Here is an 18,698-nt window from a genome sequence, read left to right as displayed (position 1 = left end):
GGCTTCGGATAGGCGGCGGTGTGGCAGAAGGACTGCATCACCAGGTCGGCGGAGAAGCCCAGGCAGGCCAGGTCCTTCAGCTCGTCGCGGGTCATCGGGCCGGTGGTGTCCTGGGAGCCGACGGTGGTCATCTTCGGTTCGCAGTAGGTGCCCGGACGGATACCTTCGACGCCGCAGGCGCGGCCGACCATCTTCTGGGCGAGGGTGAAGCCCTTGCCGCTGTCGGCCGGCGCTTCCGGCTTGTGGAACAGGGTGGACGGCGCCAGGCCCAGCTCGGCGCGGGCCTTCTCGGTCAGGCCGCGGCCGATGATCAGCGGGATACGGCCGCCGGCGCGGACTTCGTCGAGCAGCACGTCGGTCTTCAGTTCGAAGGTGGTGACGACTTCTTCGGTGCCATGCTTGCAGACCTTGCCAGCGTACGGGTACACGTCGATGACGTCGCCCATGGCCAGGTTGGTGCAGTCGAATTCGATCGGCAGGGCGCCGGCGTCTTCCATGGTGTTGTAGAAGATCGGGGCGATCTTGGTGCCGAAGCAGAAGCCACCGGCGCGCTTGTTCGGCACGAACGGAATGTCGTCGCCGAAGAACCACAGCACCGAGTTGGTGGCGGACTTGCGGGAAGAACCGGTACCGACCACGTCACCGACGTAGGCGACCGGGAAGCCCTTGGCCTTGGCGGCTTCGATCTGCTGCAGCGGGCCGACCGAGCCCGGCTGGACCGGCTCGATGCCGTCGCGGGCCATCTTCAGCATGGCCAGGGCGTGCAGCGGGATGTCGGGGCGCGACCAGGCGTCCGGAGCGGGGGACAGGTCGTCGGTGTTGGTTTCGCCCGGGACCTTGAACACGGTCAGGGTGACTTTTTCCGGCACGGCCGGCTTGGCCAGGAACCACTCGCCGTCGGCCCAGGACTGCAGCACGGCCTTGGCGGCGGCGTTGCCCTTCTTGGCGCGCTCGGAGACGTCGTGGAAGGCGTCGAACATCAGCAGGGTGTACTTGAGCTGCTCGGCGGCGGCGTTGGCCAGCTCGGCGTTGTCCAGCAGCTCGACCAGGGTGGCGATGTTGTAGCCGCCCTGCATGGTGCCCAGCAGCTCGACGGCGCGCTGCTTGCTCAGCAGCGGCGAGGCGACTTCGCCCTTGGCCAGAGCGGTCAGGAAGCCGGCCTTGACGTAGGCGGCCTCATCCACGCCTGCGGGGACGCGGTTGGTGATCAGATCGACCAGGACCTGTTCTTCGCCAGCCGGCGGATTCTTCAGCAGTTCGACCAGGGCGGCGGTCTGCTCGGCGTTCAGGGCCAGGGGCGGCAGGCCCTGCTGGGCGCGTTCTTCCAGGTGTTGGCGATAACTTGCGAGCAAGGCGATATCTCCATTCATGTCGATGGTATGCGGCGTGCCGGATGAAACGGCGGACAAAAGAATGGGAGCAGTACCGGGAAAGCGAGGGCGACCAGCCTCTTTCCCGGTACTGCTCCCATAAACCTGCTACTCAGCGCTGGCCGATGCGCGGCACGGCGCGCGGCTCGACGCCGGTGTACTCGGCGCTCGGGCGGATGATGCGGTTGTTGGCGCGCTGCTCGAACACGTGGGAGGCCCAACCGGTGACCCGCGAGCAGACGAAGATCGGGGTGAACAGCTTGGTCGGGATGCCCATGAAGTTGTAGGCGGACGCATGGTAGAAGTCGGCGTTGGGGAACAGCTTCTTCTGCTCCCACATGACCTTGTCGATGGCCTCGGAAACCGGGAACAGCACGGTGTCGCCCACTTCCTCGGCGAGCTGCTTGGACCAGCCCTTGATCACCTCGTTGCGCGGGTCGGAGACGCTGTAGATCGCGTGGCCGAAGCCCATGATCTTGTCCTTGCGCGCCAGCATGGCGAGGGTGCCGGCGGTGGCTTCCTCGGGCGAGGCGAACTTCTCGATCATCTCCATGGCCGCCTCGTTGGCGCCGCCGTGCAGCGGGCCGCGCAGCGAGCCGATGGCGCCGGTGATGCAGGAGTACAGGTCCGACAGGGTCGAGGCGCACACGCGCGCGGTGAAGGTCGAGGCGTTGAACTCGTGCTCGGCGTAGAGGATCAGCGACACGTTCATCACCTTGCGGTGCAGTTCGCTGGGCTTCTTGTCGTGCAGCAGGGCGAGGAAGTGACCGCCGAGGTCGGCCTCGTTGGTGACGCAATTGATGCGCACGCCCTGATGGGAGAAGCGATACCAGTAGCACATGATCGCCGGGAAGGCGGCGAGCAGGCGGTCGGCGATGTCGCGCTGCGCATCGAAGCTCGCTTCCGGCTCCAGGTTGCCGAGCATCGAGCAACCGGTGCGCATCACATCCATCGGATGGGCGTCGGCCGGGATGCGCTCGAGCACTTCCTTCAGTGCCTGGGGCAGATCGCGCAGGCCCTTGAGGCGGGTCTGGTAGGCGTCGAGCTGGGCGCTGGTGGGCAGCTCGCCGTACAGCAGCAGGTAGGCGACTTCCTCGAACAGGCAGTCCTTGGCCAGCTCGCGCACATCGTAGCCGCGGTAGGTCAGGCCGGCGCCTTCCTTGCCGACGGTGGACAGGGCAGTTTGTCCGGCGATCTGGCCGCGCAGGCCGGCGCCGCTGAGCACTTTTGCTTCAGCCATGACGTTTTCCTCTTGGATTTTTTGGGTCTCGCCGAGGTGCCGGGGGCGGGGTGTTCCGTTCGGCCGGAACGCCGCGGGGCGGGGCCTCGTGCGGTGGGTTGGTCATCCGAGCTGGGCCGATTTTTAGCAGGCGGCCCAGGGCGCGCGCGTCCAGCCGCGGGTGGATTTTCGGGTGGAAATGGGTGGAGCGGAGGGTGGAGCGGGCGGATCGGCAGCCGCTCAAGAGCGGGCCTGTCGGCACTGCCCACGGGCCTTTTTTCCGCCCGGCAGGGCGCGATCCCGCTCAGCCGGGAATCACCCCGCCGGGCACCAGCTCGACCTCGTCGCAGTTGGCGCCGGGGCCGCTGCGGTCGATGACCAGGAAGTCCGAGACCTCGCCCAGGGCCAGCAGCGGATGGTGCCAGACGCCCGGGGCGTAGTTGACCCCCTGGTCGCCGCGGGCGAGGAACACGCGCAGATCCTCGACCTGCGGCGCCGGGCCGGCCGGCGCCACCACCACCAGGTAGGGCCGCCCGGACAACGGCATGAACGCCTGGCTGGCGAGCGGGTGGCGTTCCATCATCGTCACCGTGAAGGGCAGCTGGCGCGGTTGGGCGCGGAAGATCGAGACGATCGCCCGGCCGTCCGCGCCCGGCTGGATATTGGCCAGGTCGTGGTAGCGCTCGGTGTTGCCGGCGTTGATGGTGAAGTGGCGCACCGCCTCGCCGGCCTCGATCACCTCGCCGAAGGGGGCGAAGGCCGTGCGCTCCAGCGGCGCCGGGATGAGCTGCAGGCCGTTCATCGGGCGACCCTGCCCCACAGGCGCAGGCGCGACACGCCGCCGTCGGGGTGGATGTTGAAGCGCACGTGGCTGATCGGCCCCAGCGGCAGCACCTGCTCGGCGAACTCGTGCAGCGCGTCCATCGACAGTGGCTGCTCGGGCATCAGCAGCGGCCAGAACATGCTCTGGGTGGTGATCGACTGGTCGGTGCCGCCGCTGACCCAGGCGGCCTGCAGCGAGCAGCGATCGGGGTAGTTGCCCTTGAAGAACGCGGTATCCACCTCGATGCGCTCGACGCTGCCGACAGCGCCCAGCTGCAGCACGCACCAGTCGTTGCCGGGCTCGCGGCGGCGGCGGGTTTCCCAGCCGTCGCCCATGCTCAGGCCGCGGCCGGGCAGCAGCAGGTTGCTGACCGACGAGCCGAAGCTGGCGTCGTTCCAGCTCAGGGCGCGGCCGCCGTTGACCATGGCGAGCAGGTCGACCAGGCCGTCGCCGGCGCTTTCCAGGCCGCCCACCGGCTGGCCGTAGACGCGCAGGCGGGCGATGCCGCCGTCGGGGAAGATGTTGACGCGCAGGTGGGTCCAGGCCTCGCCGCTGGCCGACTCCAGCAGGTGATGGCTGTTCGGCCCCAGGGCACTGGGCGGCAGGATTTCGCGCCAGCTCGCCGCCTGCAGGGTGTCGAGCTCGTCGCTGGCGCACACGCAGGCCTCGATGGACACCGCCGGCGGATAGTTGCCGGTGAAGTGGCTGGTGTCGACGTCGAAGCCGCGGATCGTGCCGCGCACGCCGAGGCGGATCAGCGCCCAGTCATGGCCGGCGTGACGCTTGCGCCGCGTTTCCCAGCCGTCCATCCACTTGCCGTTGTCGTCGTAGCGGCCCGGATGGAACACCGCCGGCGCCGGGTCGAGCATGCGCTCGAGCGGCGCGAAGAAGGCGTCGGAGGCGCACAGCGCCTGGGCGCCGAGGCGCGGACTGGCGAGGTCGACCGCCCTGGCGGCCCACTCGGGCAACTGGGCGGGCGGGGCGATCACGGGGGTGCCGGGGAGGGCCATGGCGGAAGACTCCTGCTTCAACGGTGGCAAGGCGGGTAGGGGTGCTCGGCGATCCAGTGGCGGGCGATGTCCACCCGCCGGCAGACCCAGACCCGGTCGTACTGCTCGATGTAGTCGAGAAAACGCTGCAGGGCCCGGAAGCGGCCCGGCCGGCCGAGCAGGCGGCAGTGCATGCCGACGCTGAGCATCGCCGGGCGTTCGGCGCCCTCGGCATACAGCACGTCGAAGCTGTCGCGCAGGTAGTTGAAGAACTCGTCGGCGTGGGAGAAGCCCTGCGGCAGGGCGAAGCGCATGTCGTTGCTGTCGAGGGTGTAGGGCACGATCAGGTGCGGGACCTGGCGGCCGTCGCTGGCGGTCACTTCGGTCCAGAACGGCAGGTCGTCGCCGTAGTAGTCCGAGTCGTAGAGCAAACCGCCGTGATCGACCAGCAGGCGGCGGGTGTTCGGCGAGTCGCGGCCGGTGTACCAGCCCAGCGGAAGCTCGCCGGTGAGGCGCTGGATGCTGGCCATGGCCTGCTGCAGATGGGCGCGCTCGACGTCCTCGGCGACGTTCTGGTAGCTGATCCAGCGCCAGCCGTGGCAGGCGATCTCGTGGCCGAGCTCGCCGAAGGCGGCGGTCAGCTCGGGGTGGCGCTCCAGTGCCATGGCCACGGCGAACACGGTCAGCGGCAGCTCGCGGCGCTCGAACTCGCGCAGCAGGCGCCAGACGCCGACCCGCGAGCCGTATTCGTAGATCGACTCCATCGACAGGTGGCGGTCGGCGAAGCTGGCCGGGTTGTACATCTCGGAGAGGAACTGCTCGCTGCCGGGGTCGCCATGCAGCACGCAGTTCTCGCCGCCTTCCTCGTAGTTGAGCACGAACTGCACGGCGATCCGCGCGTTGCCGGGCCAGTTGGCGTGGGGCGGGTTGCGGCCGTAGCCGATCAGGTCGCGCGGGTAGCTCTGGTCTGCTGGCATGGCTGGGTCCGCAGTGGTTGGACGAAAGGTCAGTCGATCGGCGCGCCGTTGGCGATCCAGGCGCCGAGCAGTGCGCGCTCCTGGACGGTCATTTGGGTGATATTGCCGAGCGGCATGGTCTGGCTGGCCACCGCCTGGGCCTGGATCCGCGGCGCCAGCTGGCGGATCTGCTCGGCGCTGTCGAACATCACGCCGGCCGGCGCGCTGCTGAACAACGTGCTGCTCGGCTGGGCGGAGTGGCAGGGGCTGCAGCGCGCCTGGATCACCGCGCGCACCGCGGCGAACTGGCCGCTTGGCGTGCCGCTGGCCGCAGCGCTGGCGGTTGGCGGTGCGGCGGTTCGTTCGGGTGCGCTGACGAAGGCCAGGCAGAACAGGCCCAATGCAGCGGCTGGCAGGGTCCAGGCGAATTTCTGGCTGTGCCGGCGGGTGTTGAAGTAGTGGCGCACCAGCACCGAGAGCGCGGCGAGGGCGGCGAGGATCAGCCAGTTGTACGAGCTGCCGTAGGTGCTCGGGAAGTGGTTGCTGATCATGATGAACAGCACCGGCAGGGTGAAGTAGTTGTTGTGTCGCGAGCGCAGCAGTCCCTTGGCCGGCAGGCGCGGATCGGGTTGGCTGCCCTCGGCGATGGCCTTCACCAGCGCGCGCTGGGCCGGGATGATGACGCGGAACACGTTGCCGACCATGAGTGTGCCGATCAGTGCGCCGGTATGGATATAGGCGCCGCGGCCGCTGAACGCCTGCGCATAGGCCCAGGCGGCGAACGCGATCAGGGCGAACAGCACGGCGCCGAGCAGCACGGGCCGCCGGCCCAGCGGCGAGTCGCACAACAGGTCGTAGACGAACCAGCCGACCAGCAGCGAGCCCAGGCCGATGGCCACGCCGGCGGCCGGAGCGAGGTCGCTGCCGGGGGCGAGCAGGTACAGGCCGGGATTGAGGTAGTAGACCACGGCGAGCAGCGCCACGCCGGACAGCCAGGTGCTGTAGGCCTCCCACTTGAACCAGTGCAGGCGTTCCGGCATCTGCGGCGGCGCCAGCCTGTACTTCTCCAGGTGGTAGATGCCGCCGCCATGGATCGCCCAGAGGTCGCCGGCCAGCCCCTCGCGCGGGTTGCTGCGCTCGAGGTTGTTCTCCAGCCAGTTGAAGTAGAAGGAGGCGCCGATCCAGGCGATGCCGACGATCATGTGGATCCAGCGCACGCTAAGGTTCAGCCATTCGGTGAAGTGTCCTTCCACGCCAGATACCCCTTGCCCGCCGGGCGGGCCTGTCGTTCGGGTGGCGAAGGCGCGCGGGCGCGCTTTCTTCGGCTGACTCTCCGCCTTGGAGCTTGGCTGCCGGGGCGCGCGGCTACAGCGCCTGCAGGCGCAGCAGCGCGATCCGGTTGATTTCCGCCAGGGCGCGCGCGAATTCCTGCTCGGGCGTGTTGTGCAGACGCTGCGCGAAGGCGGCGAGGATCTGCCGTCGGTCGCTGCCCTTCACCGCCATGATGAAGGGGAAGCCGAAGCGGGCCTTGTAGGCCGCGTTGAGTTCGCCGAAGCGGGCGAACTCCTCGGCGCTGCACGCGTCGATTCCGGCACCGGCCTGTTCGGCAGTGGAGGCGGCGGTCAGTTCGCCGCGCATGGCTGCCTTGCCGGCCAGGTCCGGGTGGGCGTTGATCAGCGCCAGCTGGGCCTCGCGCCCGGCCTCCAGCAGCACGCGCGCCATGCGTCCGTGCAGGTGCTCGATGGCGTCGTCGTCGCTGCCGATGCCCTGGGCGAACACCCGTTCGGCCACCCAGGGCGAGTGCTCGTAGATATCGGCGAAGGCGGCGACGAAGGCTGCGCGGGGCAAGGTCGAGGGCTTGAGGCTGGCGAAGGCAGTCATTGGCACGCTCCGCTGACAGGCTGGCGATGAGGCGGTGCTATACGTTGTGTAGCAAAAACTTGCCCGCCCGGTCAGGTTTTTGCGCGATCCCGCCGGTTTGGCGCAGCGCGGTCATGGCAAGGCCCGGATGTTCCTGCCGGCGATCGGCCACATTTCCGACCAAGGAGGATGGCGCCGCAACGCACGCCCGCGCGGCGCCAGGCAAGATGGCAAAGTTGACGACCCACGTTCTGGATACCAGCCACGGCTGTCCCGGGGCCGGTATCGCGCTGGCGCTGTATCGACTGGACGGCGAACGGCGGAGCCTGCTGCGCGAGGTGACGACCAATGCCGACGGCCGTTGCGACGAGCCGCTGCTGCAGGGCGAGAGCCTGGTGGCAGGGGTGTACGAACTGCACTTCCAGCTCGGCGACTACTACCGCCGGCGCGGCGTCGCCCTGGCCGAGCCGGCGTTCCTCGACGTGGTGGTGTTGCGCGTCGGCCTGGGCGACCAGGGCCACTATCACGTGCCTTTGCTGGTCTCGCCGTACGGCTATTCGACCTATCGGGGCAGCTGAAGCGGCCTGTTCCGCGGCTGTCCCGGCGCTCAGGCGCCGTGCGAGCGTTCCTGGTGGCGGAAGTCGCGCAGCACCTCGAGAAAGGCTTCGAGGATGGGGGAGCGGTCGTCGGCGCGGAAGATGCAGCTGAGGTCGATCTGCGCGTTGTCGGGCAGGCCGCTGAGCGGGCGGTAGACCACCCCCGGCAGGCTCAGCACGGAGGTGGACTGCGAGACCAGGCAGGCGCCGAAGCCGCGGGCGACCAGGGCGATGGCCGAGATGACGTCGCCGACCTCCTGGGAAACCTGCGGGACGAAGCCCACCTGCTGGCAGAGGCCGAACACCTTGTCGATCAGGCCCGGACGGCTGCCTGCCGGGAACATGACCAGCGGGTGATCGGCGAGCGAGTGGAAGGGCACCACGGCCTTCTCGGCCAGCGGATGGCTGGCGTTGACCGCCAGCAGCAGCGATTCGGTGGAGACCAGCTCGGAGGCGATGTCCGGCAGCGGCGTGATGATCCGGTTGAAGCCGATATTGATGCGCCGCTGGCGCAGCGCCTCGATCTGCTCGTTCTTGTTCATGCTGTGCAGCACGACCTTGACGTCCGGATAGGCGCCGCGAAAGGCCTCCAGTAGCTTCGGAATGACGTCGATGATCGCCGAGCCGAAGATGCCGACGTCCAGGCGGCCGAGCTTGCCCTGGCCGGCGCGCTGGGTGCGCTCGGTGGCCTGCTCGACCAGCGCGCGGATGTTGCGCGCCTCCTCGAGCAGCTGCTCGCCCGCCGGGGTCAGCTCCATGCCGCGCGGGGTGCGGGTGAACAGCAGCACGCCCAGCTCCTCCTCGAGCTGCTGGATCTGCCGGGTCAGCGGCGGCTGGGAGATGTGCAGGCGCGCGGCGGCCCGGCCGATGTTCTGTTCTTCGGCGACGGCGATGAAGTAACGGAGATGGCGAAGATCCATGCGGGCAGCCTGTGTCGGAGCGGGACGGCCACTCGATACCTTTGCGGTAGCGGCGGCGCATTCTGATGGTATTGGACGCCGCCAAAGGCGGCCAATAGATTTCCAGCGCACTTGGCCGGCAACTCGCGGCGAAGTGGCGTAATCAAAATACACAAGGAACCGGAATTTACAATAACAACGAGATTTTCTCCGGGAAGGGCGCAGGCGGGCGCCGGCAGGGACTTTGCTCTGCGGTCGATGGGCCTGCGCAGGGTATTGGCGCGGGTGCGGATAATTATCCGCCAGGCTCGATAAGTTAATGGCGCGACCAATTAGCAGCTGTTCTTTATTATTGAAGAGCGGCGTGGGTCGATATTGCCTGGCGAGTTGTTCGCGCAAACTTGCCCAGCTGCGATCAATTGTCTGGCGGGCTTGCGGTGGTCGCCAGTCGCGCCATTCCCGGTCGGAAATCCCCGCTTCGAGGATGTTTCGATGTACCGGAAAACCACACTAGGAATGGCCCTGGCGGTTGCCGTGCTGGGCGCGCCGGCGCTGCACGCGGCAGTCGACGCACAGGAGGCGGCGCGGCTGGCCGACGGCAGCCTGACGCCGCTGGGCGGCGAGCGGGCGGGCAACGCCGACGGCAGCATTCCCGCCTGGCAGGGCGGGCTGACCCAGGCGCCGGGCGGGCGGATGCTCGGCGACATCCCCGTCGAGCTGTTCCCCGGCGAGAAGCCGCTGTACCGGGTCAGCGCCAGCAACATGGCCGCCTACGACGCACTGCTCTCCGACGGCACCCGCGAGCTGCTCAAGAAGTATCCGGACAGCTTCCACCTCGACGTCTACCCCAGCCACCGTACCGCCGCGGCGCCGCCGGCGGTCTACGCCAACGTCGCCAGGAACGCGCAGCGCTGCAGCATCCGCGACGGCTGGGACACCATCACCGGCTGCATCGGCGGCATTCCCTTCCCGATCCCCAAACAGGGCGTCGAGGTGATGTGGAACCACCTGCTGCGTGTCGAGGCGCCGGCCATCGAGTACCGCTTTCGCAACATCGTCGGCAGCGCGGACGGCAGCCACACGCTGGCCACGCGCAACGAGATCGCCTTCCAGTACCCGCCGTACTACCAGGACGCCCGCCCCGAGGACTGGTCGGGCGAATACGCGATGTTCCGCTACCTGACCGTCGAGCCGCCGTACAAGTCCGGCGAGGCGCTGGTCGCCCGCGACAGCATCAACGGCAAGTACCCGCGCCAGGCCTGGCAGTACCTGGTCGGCCAGCGCCGGGTGCGCCGCGCGCCCACGGTGTCCTACGACACCCCGGACTTCGTGTCCTCCGGCGCCAACTACTTCGACGAGGTGCAGGGTTTCTTCGGCGCGCTGGACCGCTATGACTGGAAGCTGGTCGGCAAGCGGGAAATGCTCATCCCCTACAACGCCAACGGCCTGCTCGCAGTCAGCGCCGAGCAGGCGCTGGCCAAGCATCACCTCAACCCCGAGCACCTGCGCTGGGAGAAGCACCGGGTCTGGGAGGTGGAGGCGAGCCTCGCCGACGGACGCCGCCACGCGGTACCCAAACGCCGCTACTACCTCGACGAGGACGCCTGGCTGATCGCCCTGGTCGACGGCTACGACAAGGACGGCCGCCTGTGGCGCACCACCCAGTCGATTCCCTACGCGGTGCCGGCCATCCCGGCCACCCTGCTGCGCACCGCGGTGGTGTTCAACCTGCAGGCGAGCACCATGAGCGTGGTGCAGATGCTCAACGGCGAGGACTTCAAGGTGGTGCCGCCCAAGCCGGAGAGCTACTTCACCGGCGCGGCGGTGGCCGGCGACGGCGTGCGTTGAGTCGCGTACCGCGTTAGCTCCGGGCCTTGCAGCCCGGAGCTGGCGCTGCGCGCATATCGATACCTTCCGGGTATCGAGAGAGGCCCGCATTGGTATTGGACGGTAAGTCTCGCCGGCAATAGCTTGTCAATCACACCGCTGGAATGCGGGGCGGGTGCCGAGAAAGCGGTGTCCGCGAGAGCCGAGCGAAATTGACAACAACAATAAGATTTCGAGGATCAAGACATGGGCAACAGCGCCAGTCTGCCGAAGTTCCACCTGAAGAAATTGTTCTTTGCGGTCGCTGGAGCGGTTGCAGGTTTGTCGGCAGCCAGTCCGGCCTTCGCTTTCCCGATCGACAGCGGCAATTCCGATGTGCGGATGTCGTGGGACAACACGGTCAAGTACAGCGCCGCCTGGCGCACCAGCGACGTCGACTCCGACATCGCCGACGACTCCCTCGGCGTGCAGGCCAACACCAACGACGGCGACCAGAACTTCGACAAGGGGCTGATCTCCAACCGCCTCGACCTGCTCTCCGAGTTCGACCTGCGCTACAAGCGCAACTACGGCCTGCGCCTGAGCGGCGCGGCCTGGTACGACGACGTCTACAACCAGGACAACGACAACCCCGGCGCCCTCGGCGGCGCTCTGGTCAACTCGCGCAGCGCTGACTACGACGAGTTCACCGACGACACCGAGAAGCTGCACGGGCGCAAGGCCGAGCTGCTCGACGCCTTCGTCTACGGCAGCTTCGCCCCGGCGGACATGAACCTCAACGCCAAGGCCGGGCGCTTCACCCAGCTGTACGGCGAGAGCCTGTTCTTCGGCTCCAACGGCATCGCCGCGGCGCAGACCTCGCTGGACCTGATCAAGGCGCTGTCGGTGCCCAACTCGCAGTTCAAGGAAATCCTCCGCCCGGTCGGCCAGGTGGCCGGTCAGCTGCAACTCAACTCCGACGTGTCGATCGGCGCCTACTACCAGCTGGAATGGCGCAAGAGCCGCCTGCCGGCCGCCGGCAGCTACTTCAGCTTCGCCGACTTCGTCGACGAGGGCGGCGAGTCGCTGATCCTGGGGCCGGGCGTCACCGCGCTGCGCGCCGACGACATCGAGGCCCGCGATTCGGGGCAGGGTGGCGTGCAGCTCAAGTTCAAGTCGGGCGACACCGAGTACGGCATCTACGCCGCGCAGTACCACGACAAGATGCCGCAGTTCTACCTGTACCCGGACACCATGCGCTACGAGATGGTGTATGCCGAGGACATCCGCACCGTCGGCTTCAGCTTCAGCACCCTGGTCGGCGAGACCAACGTCGCCGGCGAGCTGTCGTTCCGCGACGACATGCCGCTGGTGGCCACCGGCAACACGGTGATCGTGCCTTCCAGCGTCGGCGCCGACGGCGGCGACGATGCCGCCTTCCCGAAAGGCCGCACCATGCACCTCAACCTGTCGGCGATCTCGGTGTTCGGCGCCACCCCGCTGTGGCAGGGCGCCTCGTTCATCGGCGAGTTCGCCTTCAACCGCCGCCTGAGCGTCACCGACAACAAGGACCAGCTCGATCCGGAAGCCACCCGCGACGCCGGCGCGCTGCAGTTCATCTTCACCCCCGAGTACTTCCAGGTGGCCCCGGGCCTCGACCTGCAGGTGCCGATCGGCCTGAGCTACGGCCTGTTCGGCCGCTCCTCGGTCAACGGCGCGCTGTTCCCGGCCAACCACGGCGGCAACGTCAGCATCGGCCTCAAGGCGGAGTACCAGAAGACCTGGCAGGCGAGCGTCGGCTTCACCCACTACTACGGCCCGGACGGCTCGGTGATCAAGTACGACACCGCGGTCCCCGAGCTTTCCTACGACAACTTCCACGGCGACCGCGACTTCGTGTCGTTCTCCGTGCAGCGCACTTTCTAACAGGAGTCAGATCACGATCTCGCGAGCTAGAGCCAGGCAAGGCGAAAGCGGCTGAGGAAGCGGAGTTTACGAGTTGTAAATGAGCATTCCGAAGCCGCTTTCAACGCAGCATGGCCGACGCGCAGCAGATCGTGGACGAACTCCACCCCCCCAGAGGCGAGGAGAACAACAATGCACAAGAAAACCGCTTTGTGGGCAGCGCTGGCTGCCGTGCTGATGGGCGCCCAGGGAGCACAGGCCGCCGTCACCGCCGAGGAGGCCGCCGCGCTGGGCAAGAGCCTGACGCCGATGGGCGGCGAACAGGCCGGCAACAAGGACGGCAGCATCCCGGCCTGGACCGGCGCCAAGGGCGTGGCCGCCGGCGAGAAGGTCGGCGACGTCCCGGTGCAGCCGTTCCCCGGCGAGAAGCCGCTGGCCAAGATCACCGCGCAGAACCTGGCGCAGTACGCCGACAAGCTCTCCGAGGGCACCCAGGCGCTGCTCAAGAAGTATCCGGACAGCTTCCGCGTCGACGTCTACCCGACCCACCGCACCGCCGCGGCGCCGCAGTACGTCTACGACAACACCGCGAAGAACGCCACCAGCTGCCAGCTCAATGACGGCGGCAAGTCGCTGGAAGGCTGCTACGGCGGCGTGCCGTTCCCGATTCCCAAGGCGGGCATCGAGGTGATCTGGAACCACCTGCTGCGGGTCGAGAACGAGGCCACCGAGGTGACCAACTTCAAGAACATCGTGCTGACCGCCGATGGCTCGCGCACCCTGGCAACCATGAACGACCAGTCCAACCAGTACCCGTACTATTACAAGGACGGTTCGGCCAACACCTGGAGCGGCGAGTACTTCCTGCAGCGCTTCGCCACCATCGCGCCGCCGTTCAAGGCCGGCGAGTCGCTGGTGTTCCGCGACAGCATCGACATCGAGCAGTCGCGCCAGGCCTGGCAGTACCTGGTCGGCCAGCGCCGCGTGCGCCGCGCGCCGACCGTGGCCTACGACACCCCGGACTTCGTCGCCTCCGGCGCCAACTACTTCGACGAGGTGATGGGCCTGATGGGCCATATCGACCGCTACGACTGGAAGCTGGTCGGCAAGCGCGAGCTGTACGTACCCTACAACGCCAACGAGGTGGTCACCGCCAAGCTGGACGAGGCCTACGGCCAGCACCACCTAAACCCCGACAAGGTGCGCTGGGAGCTGCACCGGGTCTGGGAAGTGGAGGCCAACGTGGCCAGCGGCAAGCGCCATGCGGTGCCCAAGCGCAAGTTCTACATCGACGAGGACTCCTGGATGGTCCTGCTGATGGACGGCTACGACAGCGAAGGCAAGCTGTGGCGCACCACCCAGATCACCCCGTTCGTGCTGCCCTCCACGCCGATGCTGGCGCTCAAGCCGGCGCACATCTTCAACCTGCAGGCCAACACCATGAGCACTACCCAGTCGCTCAACGAGGCGGTCTACAAGGTGGTCGAGCGCCAGCCGGAGACGCACTTCACGGGTGATGCGGTAGCTGCCGAAGGCGTGCGCTGAGTTCGTCGCAGCAGGTCGCAGTCCCGGCACCAATGCCCCGCGCGCGGTGCCGGAGTTCCCTCCCAAGACTTTCCCGCCCTGCCGGCGCCGTGTGCGGTGCCAGCGGAGGCGGGGGTCGGATTCGAGTACGCATCATGCACGCGCCCACTCCGCTCCACCGGCGGACAGCCCTGGCTGCCGCCATGCTCTCCCTGGCCTGCCTGGCAGGCCCCTCCCAAGCCGCAGGCGGCGCCAAGGTGGCCGACCTGCTCGATCTGCCCGCCCGCGAGAGCGTGCGGGCCCAGCACAGCCTGCAACTGGCGGTGACCCGCGCCGGCGACCGCCTGGTGGCGGTCGGCGAGCGCGGCACCGTGCTGCTCTCCGACGACGCCGGACGCAGCTGGCGCCAGGCCAAAAGCGTGCCAGTCAGCGTGGCGCTCACCGACGTGCACTTCGCCTCGGCCAGCCACGGCTGGGCGGTCGGTCACAGCGGCGTGGTGCTGGCCAGCAGCGATGGCGGCGAAACCTGGCAGCGCCAGCTCGACGGCAGTCAGGCCGCGGAAGTGATCCGCGACGACGCCAAGCGCCGCGTCGAGGCCGGCGAAGCGGGCGCCGCCGCCGCGCTGCGCAGCGCCGAGTACCTGGTGGCAGACGGTCCGGACAAGCCGTTCCTCGGCGTGCGCTTCGTGGATGAGCTGCGCGGCTACGTAGTCGGCGCCTACGGCCTGGCCCTGCAGACCGTCGACGGCGGCAAGAGCTGGCAGTCGCTGGTCGGGCAGATCCCCAACCCGCGCGGCAAGCACCTCTACCAGATCCAGGTCGACGGCCGCTCGCTGCTGATCGCCGGCGAGCAGGGCGCCCTGTTCCGCTCGGTCGACGGCGGCGCCAGCTTCGCCGAGATCCGCACGCCCTACGCCGGCACCTTCTTCGGTGCCCTCGAGCTGCACGGCGAGGCCCTGCTGGCCTACGGCCTGCGCGGCAACGCCTGGCGCAGCGCGGACGGCGGGGTGAGCTGGCAGCGCGTCGAGCTCGGCCAGCCGCTGACCTTGAGCGCCGGCCGCCAATTGCGCGACGGCTCGGTGCTGCTCGCCGACGAGAGCGGCCGCCTGCTGCGCAGCACCGACGGCGGCCAGCACTTCGCCGCCCTGGCGGTGCAGCCCGGCACTGGCCTGACCGGCATCGCCGAGGCCGCCGACGGCGCCTTGATCCTCTCCGGTGCGCGCGGCCTGTCGCGCGTCGAGCCGGATGCGCTCGCTTCACGGGTTCAGGTTTCGGGAGTCCAACAATGAGCCACGTCCAGTCCCTGCCCGCCGAGGCGGTCATCGCCGACCTCAAGGAGTTCGACCAGCGCTCCGGCACCCTCGCCGAGCGGCTGCTGTTCAACAACCGCCTGGCGATCGTCGTCCTCTGCCTGCTCACCACGCTGCTGCTCGGCTACCAGGCGCTCGGTCTGTCGCTGAATGCGGCGTTCGAGAAGATGATCCCCACCAGCCACCCGTACATCGCCAACTTCCTGGAGAACCGCAAGCAGCTGGCCGGCATGGGCAACACCCTGCGCATCGCCGTGGAGGCGAAGGAGGGGACCATCTTCGACGCCGAGTACCTCGACACCGTGCGCAAGCTCAACGACGAGGTGTTCCTGTTGCCCGGCGTCGACCGCCCGTACATGAAGTCGCTGTGGGCGCCGGCGGTACGCTGGACCGGCGTCACCGAGGACGGCCTGGACGGCGGCCCGGTGATCCCCGACGACTACGACGGCTCGCCCGAGAGCCTCGAGCAGGTGCGCATCAACGTCGAGCGCTCCGGCGAGATCGGCCAGCTGGTGGCGGCCAACTACCGCTCGAGCATCGTCCTGGTGCCGCTGCAGGAGCGCATCGCCGAGACCGGCGAGCGCATCGACTACCATGCGCTGTCGCAGCGCATCGAGGAGCTGCGCGGCAAGTACGAGTCGGACAAGGTCGCCATCCACGTCACCGGCTTCGCCAAGGTGGTGGGCGATCTGATCGACGGCCTGCGCCAGGTGCTGCTGTTCTTCGCCGCCGCCATCGTCATCTGCACCGGGGTGCTCTACTGGTACACCCGCTGCCTGCGCAGCACCCTATTGGTGGTGGCCTGCTCGATGATCGCGGTGGTCTGGCTGCTCGGCCTGCTGCCGACCCTCGGCTATGAGCTGGACCCGTACTCGGTGCTGGTGCCCTTCCTGGTGTTCGCCATCGGCATGAGCCACGGCGCGCAGAAGATGAACGGCATCATGCAGGACGTCGGCCGCGGCACCCACAAGCTGGTGGCGGCGCGCTACACCTTCCGCCGCCTGTTCCTCGCCGGCATGACCGCGCTGCTGGCCGACGCCGTGGGCTTCGCGGTGCTGATGGTGATCGACATCCAGGTGATCCAGGACCTGGCCGTCACCGCCAGCATCGGCGTCGCCGTGCTGATCTTCACCAACCTGGTGCTGCTGCCGATCCTGTTGTCCTACACCGGCGTCAGCCCGGTCGCCGCGCAGCGCAGCCTCAGGGCCGAGCTGCAGGAGGCGGGCGACACCGAGCACAGGAAGCACCCGTTCTGGGCCTTCCTCGACCTGTTCACCCGCACGCCCTGGGCCGGGCTGGCGGTGGCGCTGGGTCTGGCGATGGGCGTGTTCGGCCTGATGGTCAGCTTCCAGCTGAAGATCGGCGACACCGATCCGGGCGCCCCGGAGCTGCGCGCCGACTCGCGCTACAACCAGGACAACGCCTTCATGGTCGCCAACTACGCGGCGAGCAGCGACGTCTACATCGTGATGATCCGCACCCCGCAGTACGCCTGCGCCCACTACAGCACCCTGCGCACGGTGGACGCCCTCGAGCGCGAGCTGCAGCAGCTGCCGGGGGTGGAGACCACCAGTTCGCTGGCGGGCCTGGCCAAGGTGGCCAACGCCGGGATGAACGAGGGCAGCCTCAAGTGGTTCGAGATGCCGCGCTCGCAGGACATGCTCAACGCCATCATCACCCGCGCGCCGCGCGAGATGTTCAACCAGAACTGCGATCTGCTGACCGTCTACGCCTACCTCAAGGACCACAAGGCCGACACCCTGACCAGCGTGGTCAATACCGTGGAAAGCTTCGCCGCGCAGTACGGCAGCGAGGAGATCCGCATCCTCAACGCCGCGGGCAACGCCGGCATCGAGGCGGCCACCAACATCGTGGTGAAGAAGGCCAACGTGCAGATGCTGCTCTTGGTCTACGCCGCGGTGATCGTGCTGGCCTTCGTCACCTTCCGCTCGTGGCGAGCGGTGATCTGCGCGGTGGTGCCGCTGATGATCACCTCGGTGCTCTGCGAGGCGCTGATGGTCTGGCTGAACATCGGCGTCAAGGTCGCCACCCTGCCGGTGATCGCCCTGGGCGTCGGCATCGGCGTGGACTACGCGCTGTACGTGATGACGGTGACCCTGGCGCGGCTGAAGGAGGGCATGAGCCTGTCCGAGGCCTACTACAAGGCGCTGATCTTCACCGGCAAGGTGGTGGTGCTGACCGGCATCACCCTGGGTATCGCGGTGGCCACCTGGGCCTGGTCGCCGATCAAGTTCCAGGCCGACATGGGCATCCTGCTCGCCTTCATGTTCGTCTGGAACATGCTCGGCGCGCTGATCCTGCTGCCGGCGCTGGCGCACTTCCTGCTGCGGCCGCGCCAGGTCGTCGCGGCCTGAACCTGTAGGGGCGAATTTATTCGCCGGAATGCCTCGACAGGCGAATAAATTCGCCCCTGCACGGGCCAGGCGGCCGGTCGCGCACGTTACCGGTCGCCTGTGTCGTTTCCTCGCGGGCCAGCGATACCGCGCCTGTCGGACGTCGACCTGCTGCTACCGTTGTCAGGGCAAGTCCGTGCGCCGCCCCATCACCTGCAATCACAGGAGTTCAAGCATGATCATCGACCTTACCGGCAAGACCGCCATCGTGACCGGCTCCACCGGCGGTATCGGCCTGGCCATCGCGAGGGGGCTGGCCGATGCCGGGGCCAGCGTGGTCGTCTGCGGCCGCGAACAGGCGCGGGTCGACGCCGCGCTGGCCAGCCTGCGCGACAGTCGCGCGGGCGCTCTGGCCCGCGGCGTGGTGGCCGACGCCGGTACCGCCGCCGGTTGCCAGGCGCTGATCGCCGAGGAGCCGCAGGCCGACATCCTGGTCAACAACCTCGGCGTCTACGGCGCCAGGGAGTTCTTCGCCATCGAAGACGCCGACTGGGAAGAGATCTTCCAGATCAACGTGATGAGCGCGGTGCGTCTGTCGCGCCATTACGCGCAGGGCATGCGGGAGCGGGGCTGGGGGCGGATCCAGTTCATCTCCAGCGAGTCGGCGCTGAACATTCCCACCGAAATGGTCCACTACGGCGTCAGCAAGGCGGCGCTGCAGGCGCTATCGCGCGGGCTGGCCAAGGTGCTGGCCGGTAGCGGGGTGACCGTCAACACCATCCTGCCCGGACCGACCCGCACGGAAGGGGTGATCGCCTTCTTTGCGCAGATGGCCGCAGAGCGCGGGATCTCCCGGGAGGAGATGGAGGTGTTGTTCCTCAAGGAGAACCGGCCTTCCTCGCTGATCCGTCGCTTCGCCAGTCCCGAGGAGGTGGCCAGCCTGTGCGTCTACGCCGCGTCGCTGCAGGCCAGCGCCACTACCGGCGCCGCGCTGCGGGTCGATGGCGGGATCGTCGAGAGCATCGCCTGAGCTGCGTTGGGCGGTGTGGTCTGACCAAGCGCCAGTGGCATCCGGGCGGCCGGGTAG

The 18,698-nt window shown here is 68.1% G+C and carries 14 protein-coding genes and 1 pseudogene; 7 read left to right on the top strand and 8 right to left on the bottom strand.

The window, feature by feature from the left end; translation table 11 throughout:
- The 7 genes and pseudogenes from LMJ29_RS16615 to uraD all read right to left on the bottom strand — a co-directional run.
- Window positions 1-1,352 (bottom strand): annotated as a pseudogene (locus LMJ29_RS16615) (bifunctional aconitate hydratase 2/2-methylisocitrate dehydratase); the annotation flags it as partial.
- Between the two features lie 130 nt (window positions 1,353-1,482).
- The gene (gene prpC / locus LMJ29_RS16610) at window positions 1,483-2,610 is read right to left on the bottom strand and encodes a bifunctional 2-methylcitrate synthase/citrate synthase (protein ID WP_229606632.1); all 1,128 of its coding nucleotides are present in this window, start codon (window positions 2,608-2,610) and stop codon (window positions 1,483-1,485) included.
- A gap of 283 nt (window positions 2,611-2,893) precedes the next feature.
- Window positions 2,894-3,391: an ureidoglycolate lyase gene (locus tag LMJ29_RS16605; RefSeq protein WP_377655664.1), complete on the bottom strand. Its 498-nt coding sequence runs from the start codon at window positions 3,389-3,391 to the stop codon at window positions 2,894-2,896.
- Window positions 3,388-4,422 (bottom strand): allantoicase, encoded by a 1,035-nt coding sequence (alc, locus tag LMJ29_RS16600; RefSeq protein WP_229606631.1) that lies wholly within the window; start codon window positions 4,420-4,422, stop codon window positions 3,388-3,390. Before alc ends, LMJ29_RS16605 begins: the two co-directional genes overlap by 4 nt.
- A gap of 17 nt (window positions 4,423-4,439) precedes the next feature.
- Window positions 4,440-5,378, bottom strand: a complete 939-nt coding sequence (gene puuE, locus LMJ29_RS16595) for an allantoinase PuuE (protein ID WP_229606630.1) — start codon at window positions 5,376-5,378, stop codon at window positions 4,440-4,442.
- A 29-nt stretch (window positions 5,379-5,407) separates the two neighbouring features.
- The gene (locus LMJ29_RS16590; RefSeq protein WP_229606629.1) at window positions 5,408-6,610 is read right to left on the bottom strand and encodes a urate hydroxylase PuuD; all 1,203 of its coding nucleotides are present in this window, start codon (window positions 6,608-6,610) and stop codon (window positions 5,408-5,410) included.
- A 112-nt stretch (window positions 6,611-6,722) separates the two neighbouring features.
- A complete protein-coding gene (gene uraD, locus LMJ29_RS16585) occupies window positions 6,723-7,238 on the bottom strand; it encodes a 2-oxo-4-hydroxy-4-carboxy-5-ureidoimidazoline decarboxylase (RefSeq protein ID WP_229606628.1) in 516 nt (171 codons plus the stop codon).
- 206 nt (window positions 7,239-7,444) lie between these two features.
- Between uraD and uraH the strand changes: the two genes are divergently transcribed.
- Window positions 7,445-7,795: a hydroxyisourate hydrolase gene (gene uraH, locus LMJ29_RS16580; RefSeq protein WP_229606627.1), complete on the top strand. Its 351-nt coding sequence runs from the start codon at window positions 7,445-7,447 to the stop codon at window positions 7,793-7,795.
- Window positions 7,796-7,824: 29 nt separating this feature from the next.
- Here the strand turns inward: uraH and LMJ29_RS16575 are convergent, their stop codons facing one another.
- Window positions 7,825-8,733: a LysR substrate-binding domain-containing protein gene (locus tag LMJ29_RS16575; protein ID WP_229606626.1), complete on the bottom strand. Its 909-nt coding sequence runs from the start codon at window positions 8,731-8,733 to the stop codon at window positions 7,825-7,827.
- Between the two features lie 471 nt (window positions 8,734-9,204).
- On the opposite strand from LMJ29_RS16575, the gene LMJ29_RS16570 reads away from it, so the two are divergent.
- The 6 genes from LMJ29_RS16570 (at window position 9,205) to LMJ29_RS16545 (ending at window position 18,641) form a co-directional block, all read left to right on the top strand.
- Complete coding sequence (locus LMJ29_RS16570; protein ID WP_229606625.1) at window positions 9,205-10,560, top strand: DUF1329 domain-containing protein; 1,356 nt, start codon at window positions 9,205-9,207, stop codon at window positions 10,558-10,560.
- A gap of 225 nt (window positions 10,561-10,785) precedes the next feature.
- A complete protein-coding gene (locus LMJ29_RS16565) occupies window positions 10,786-12,444 on the top strand; it encodes a DUF1302 domain-containing protein (RefSeq protein WP_229606624.1) in 1,659 nt (552 codons plus the stop codon).
- Between the two features lie 171 nt (window positions 12,445-12,615).
- A complete protein-coding gene (locus LMJ29_RS16560) occupies window positions 12,616-13,968 on the top strand; it encodes a DUF1329 domain-containing protein (protein WP_229606623.1) in 1,353 nt (450 codons plus the stop codon).
- A gap of 134 nt (window positions 13,969-14,102) precedes the next feature.
- Complete coding sequence (locus LMJ29_RS16555; protein WP_229606622.1) at window positions 14,103-15,236, top strand: WD40/YVTN/BNR-like repeat-containing protein; 1,134 nt, start codon at window positions 14,103-14,105, stop codon at window positions 15,234-15,236.
- Window positions 15,233-17,632 (top strand): efflux RND transporter permease subunit, encoded by a 2,400-nt coding sequence (locus LMJ29_RS16550; RefSeq protein ID WP_229606621.1) that lies wholly within the window; start codon window positions 15,233-15,235, stop codon window positions 17,630-17,632. The genes LMJ29_RS16555 and LMJ29_RS16550 overlap by 4 nt, the downstream gene beginning before the upstream one ends.
- A 214-nt stretch (window positions 17,633-17,846) precedes the next feature.
- A complete protein-coding gene (locus tag LMJ29_RS16545) occupies window positions 17,847-18,641 on the top strand; it encodes an SDR family NAD(P)-dependent oxidoreductase (protein ID WP_229606620.1) in 795 nt (264 codons plus the stop codon).
- The last annotated feature ends 57 nt before the right edge of the window (window positions 18,642-18,698 follow it).

The sequence above is a fragment of the Pseudomonas oryzagri genome, from assembly GCF_020831405.1.
GTDB lineage: Bacteria > Pseudomonadota > Gammaproteobacteria > Pseudomonadales > Pseudomonadaceae > Geopseudomonas > Geopseudomonas oryzagri.
The sequence above is the reverse complement of the archived record's forward strand: the minus strand, read 5'-3'. Positions and strand labels throughout refer to the sequence as shown.

Coding starts and splice junctions, on each gene's coding strand:
- prpC (WP_229606632.1), bottom strand. CDS start 2,610: ATGGCTGAAGCAAAAGTGCTCAGCGGCGCCGGCCTGCGCGGCCAGATC.
- LMJ29_RS16605 (WP_377655664.1), bottom strand. CDS start 3,391: ATGAACGGCCTGCAGCTCATCCCGGCGCCGCTGGAGCGCACGGCCTTC.
- alc (WP_229606631.1), bottom strand. CDS start 4,422: ATGGCCCTCCCCGGCACCCCCGTGATCGCCCCGCCCGCCCAGTTGCCC.
- puuE (WP_229606630.1), bottom strand. CDS start 5,378: ATGCCAGCAGACCAGAGCTACCCGCGCGACCTGATCGGCTACGGCCGC.
- uraD (WP_229606628.1), bottom strand. CDS start 7,238: ATGACTGCCTTCGCCAGCCTCAAGCCCTCGACCTTGCCCCGCGCAGCC.
- uraH (WP_229606627.1), top strand. CDS start 7,445: ATGGCAAAGTTGACGACCCACGTTCTGGATACCAGCCACGGCTGTCCC.
- LMJ29_RS16575 (WP_229606626.1), bottom strand. CDS start 8,733: ATGGATCTTCGCCATCTCCGTTACTTCATCGCCGTCGCCGAAGAACAG.
- LMJ29_RS16570 (WP_229606625.1), top strand. CDS start 9,205: ATGTACCGGAAAACCACACTAGGAATGGCCCTGGCGGTTGCCGTGCTG.
- LMJ29_RS16565 (WP_229606624.1), top strand. CDS start 10,786: ATGGGCAACAGCGCCAGTCTGCCGAAGTTCCACCTGAAGAAATTGTTC.
- LMJ29_RS16560 (WP_229606623.1), top strand. CDS start 12,616: ATGCACAAGAAAACCGCTTTGTGGGCAGCGCTGGCTGCCGTGCTGATG.
- LMJ29_RS16555 (WP_229606622.1), top strand. CDS start 14,103: ATGCACGCGCCCACTCCGCTCCACCGGCGGACAGCCCTGGCTGCCGCC.
- LMJ29_RS16550 (WP_229606621.1), top strand. CDS start 15,233: ATGAGCCACGTCCAGTCCCTGCCCGCCGAGGCGGTCATCGCCGACCTC.
- LMJ29_RS16545 (WP_229606620.1), top strand. CDS start 17,847: ATGATCATCGACCTTACCGGCAAGACCGCCATCGTGACCGGCTCCACC.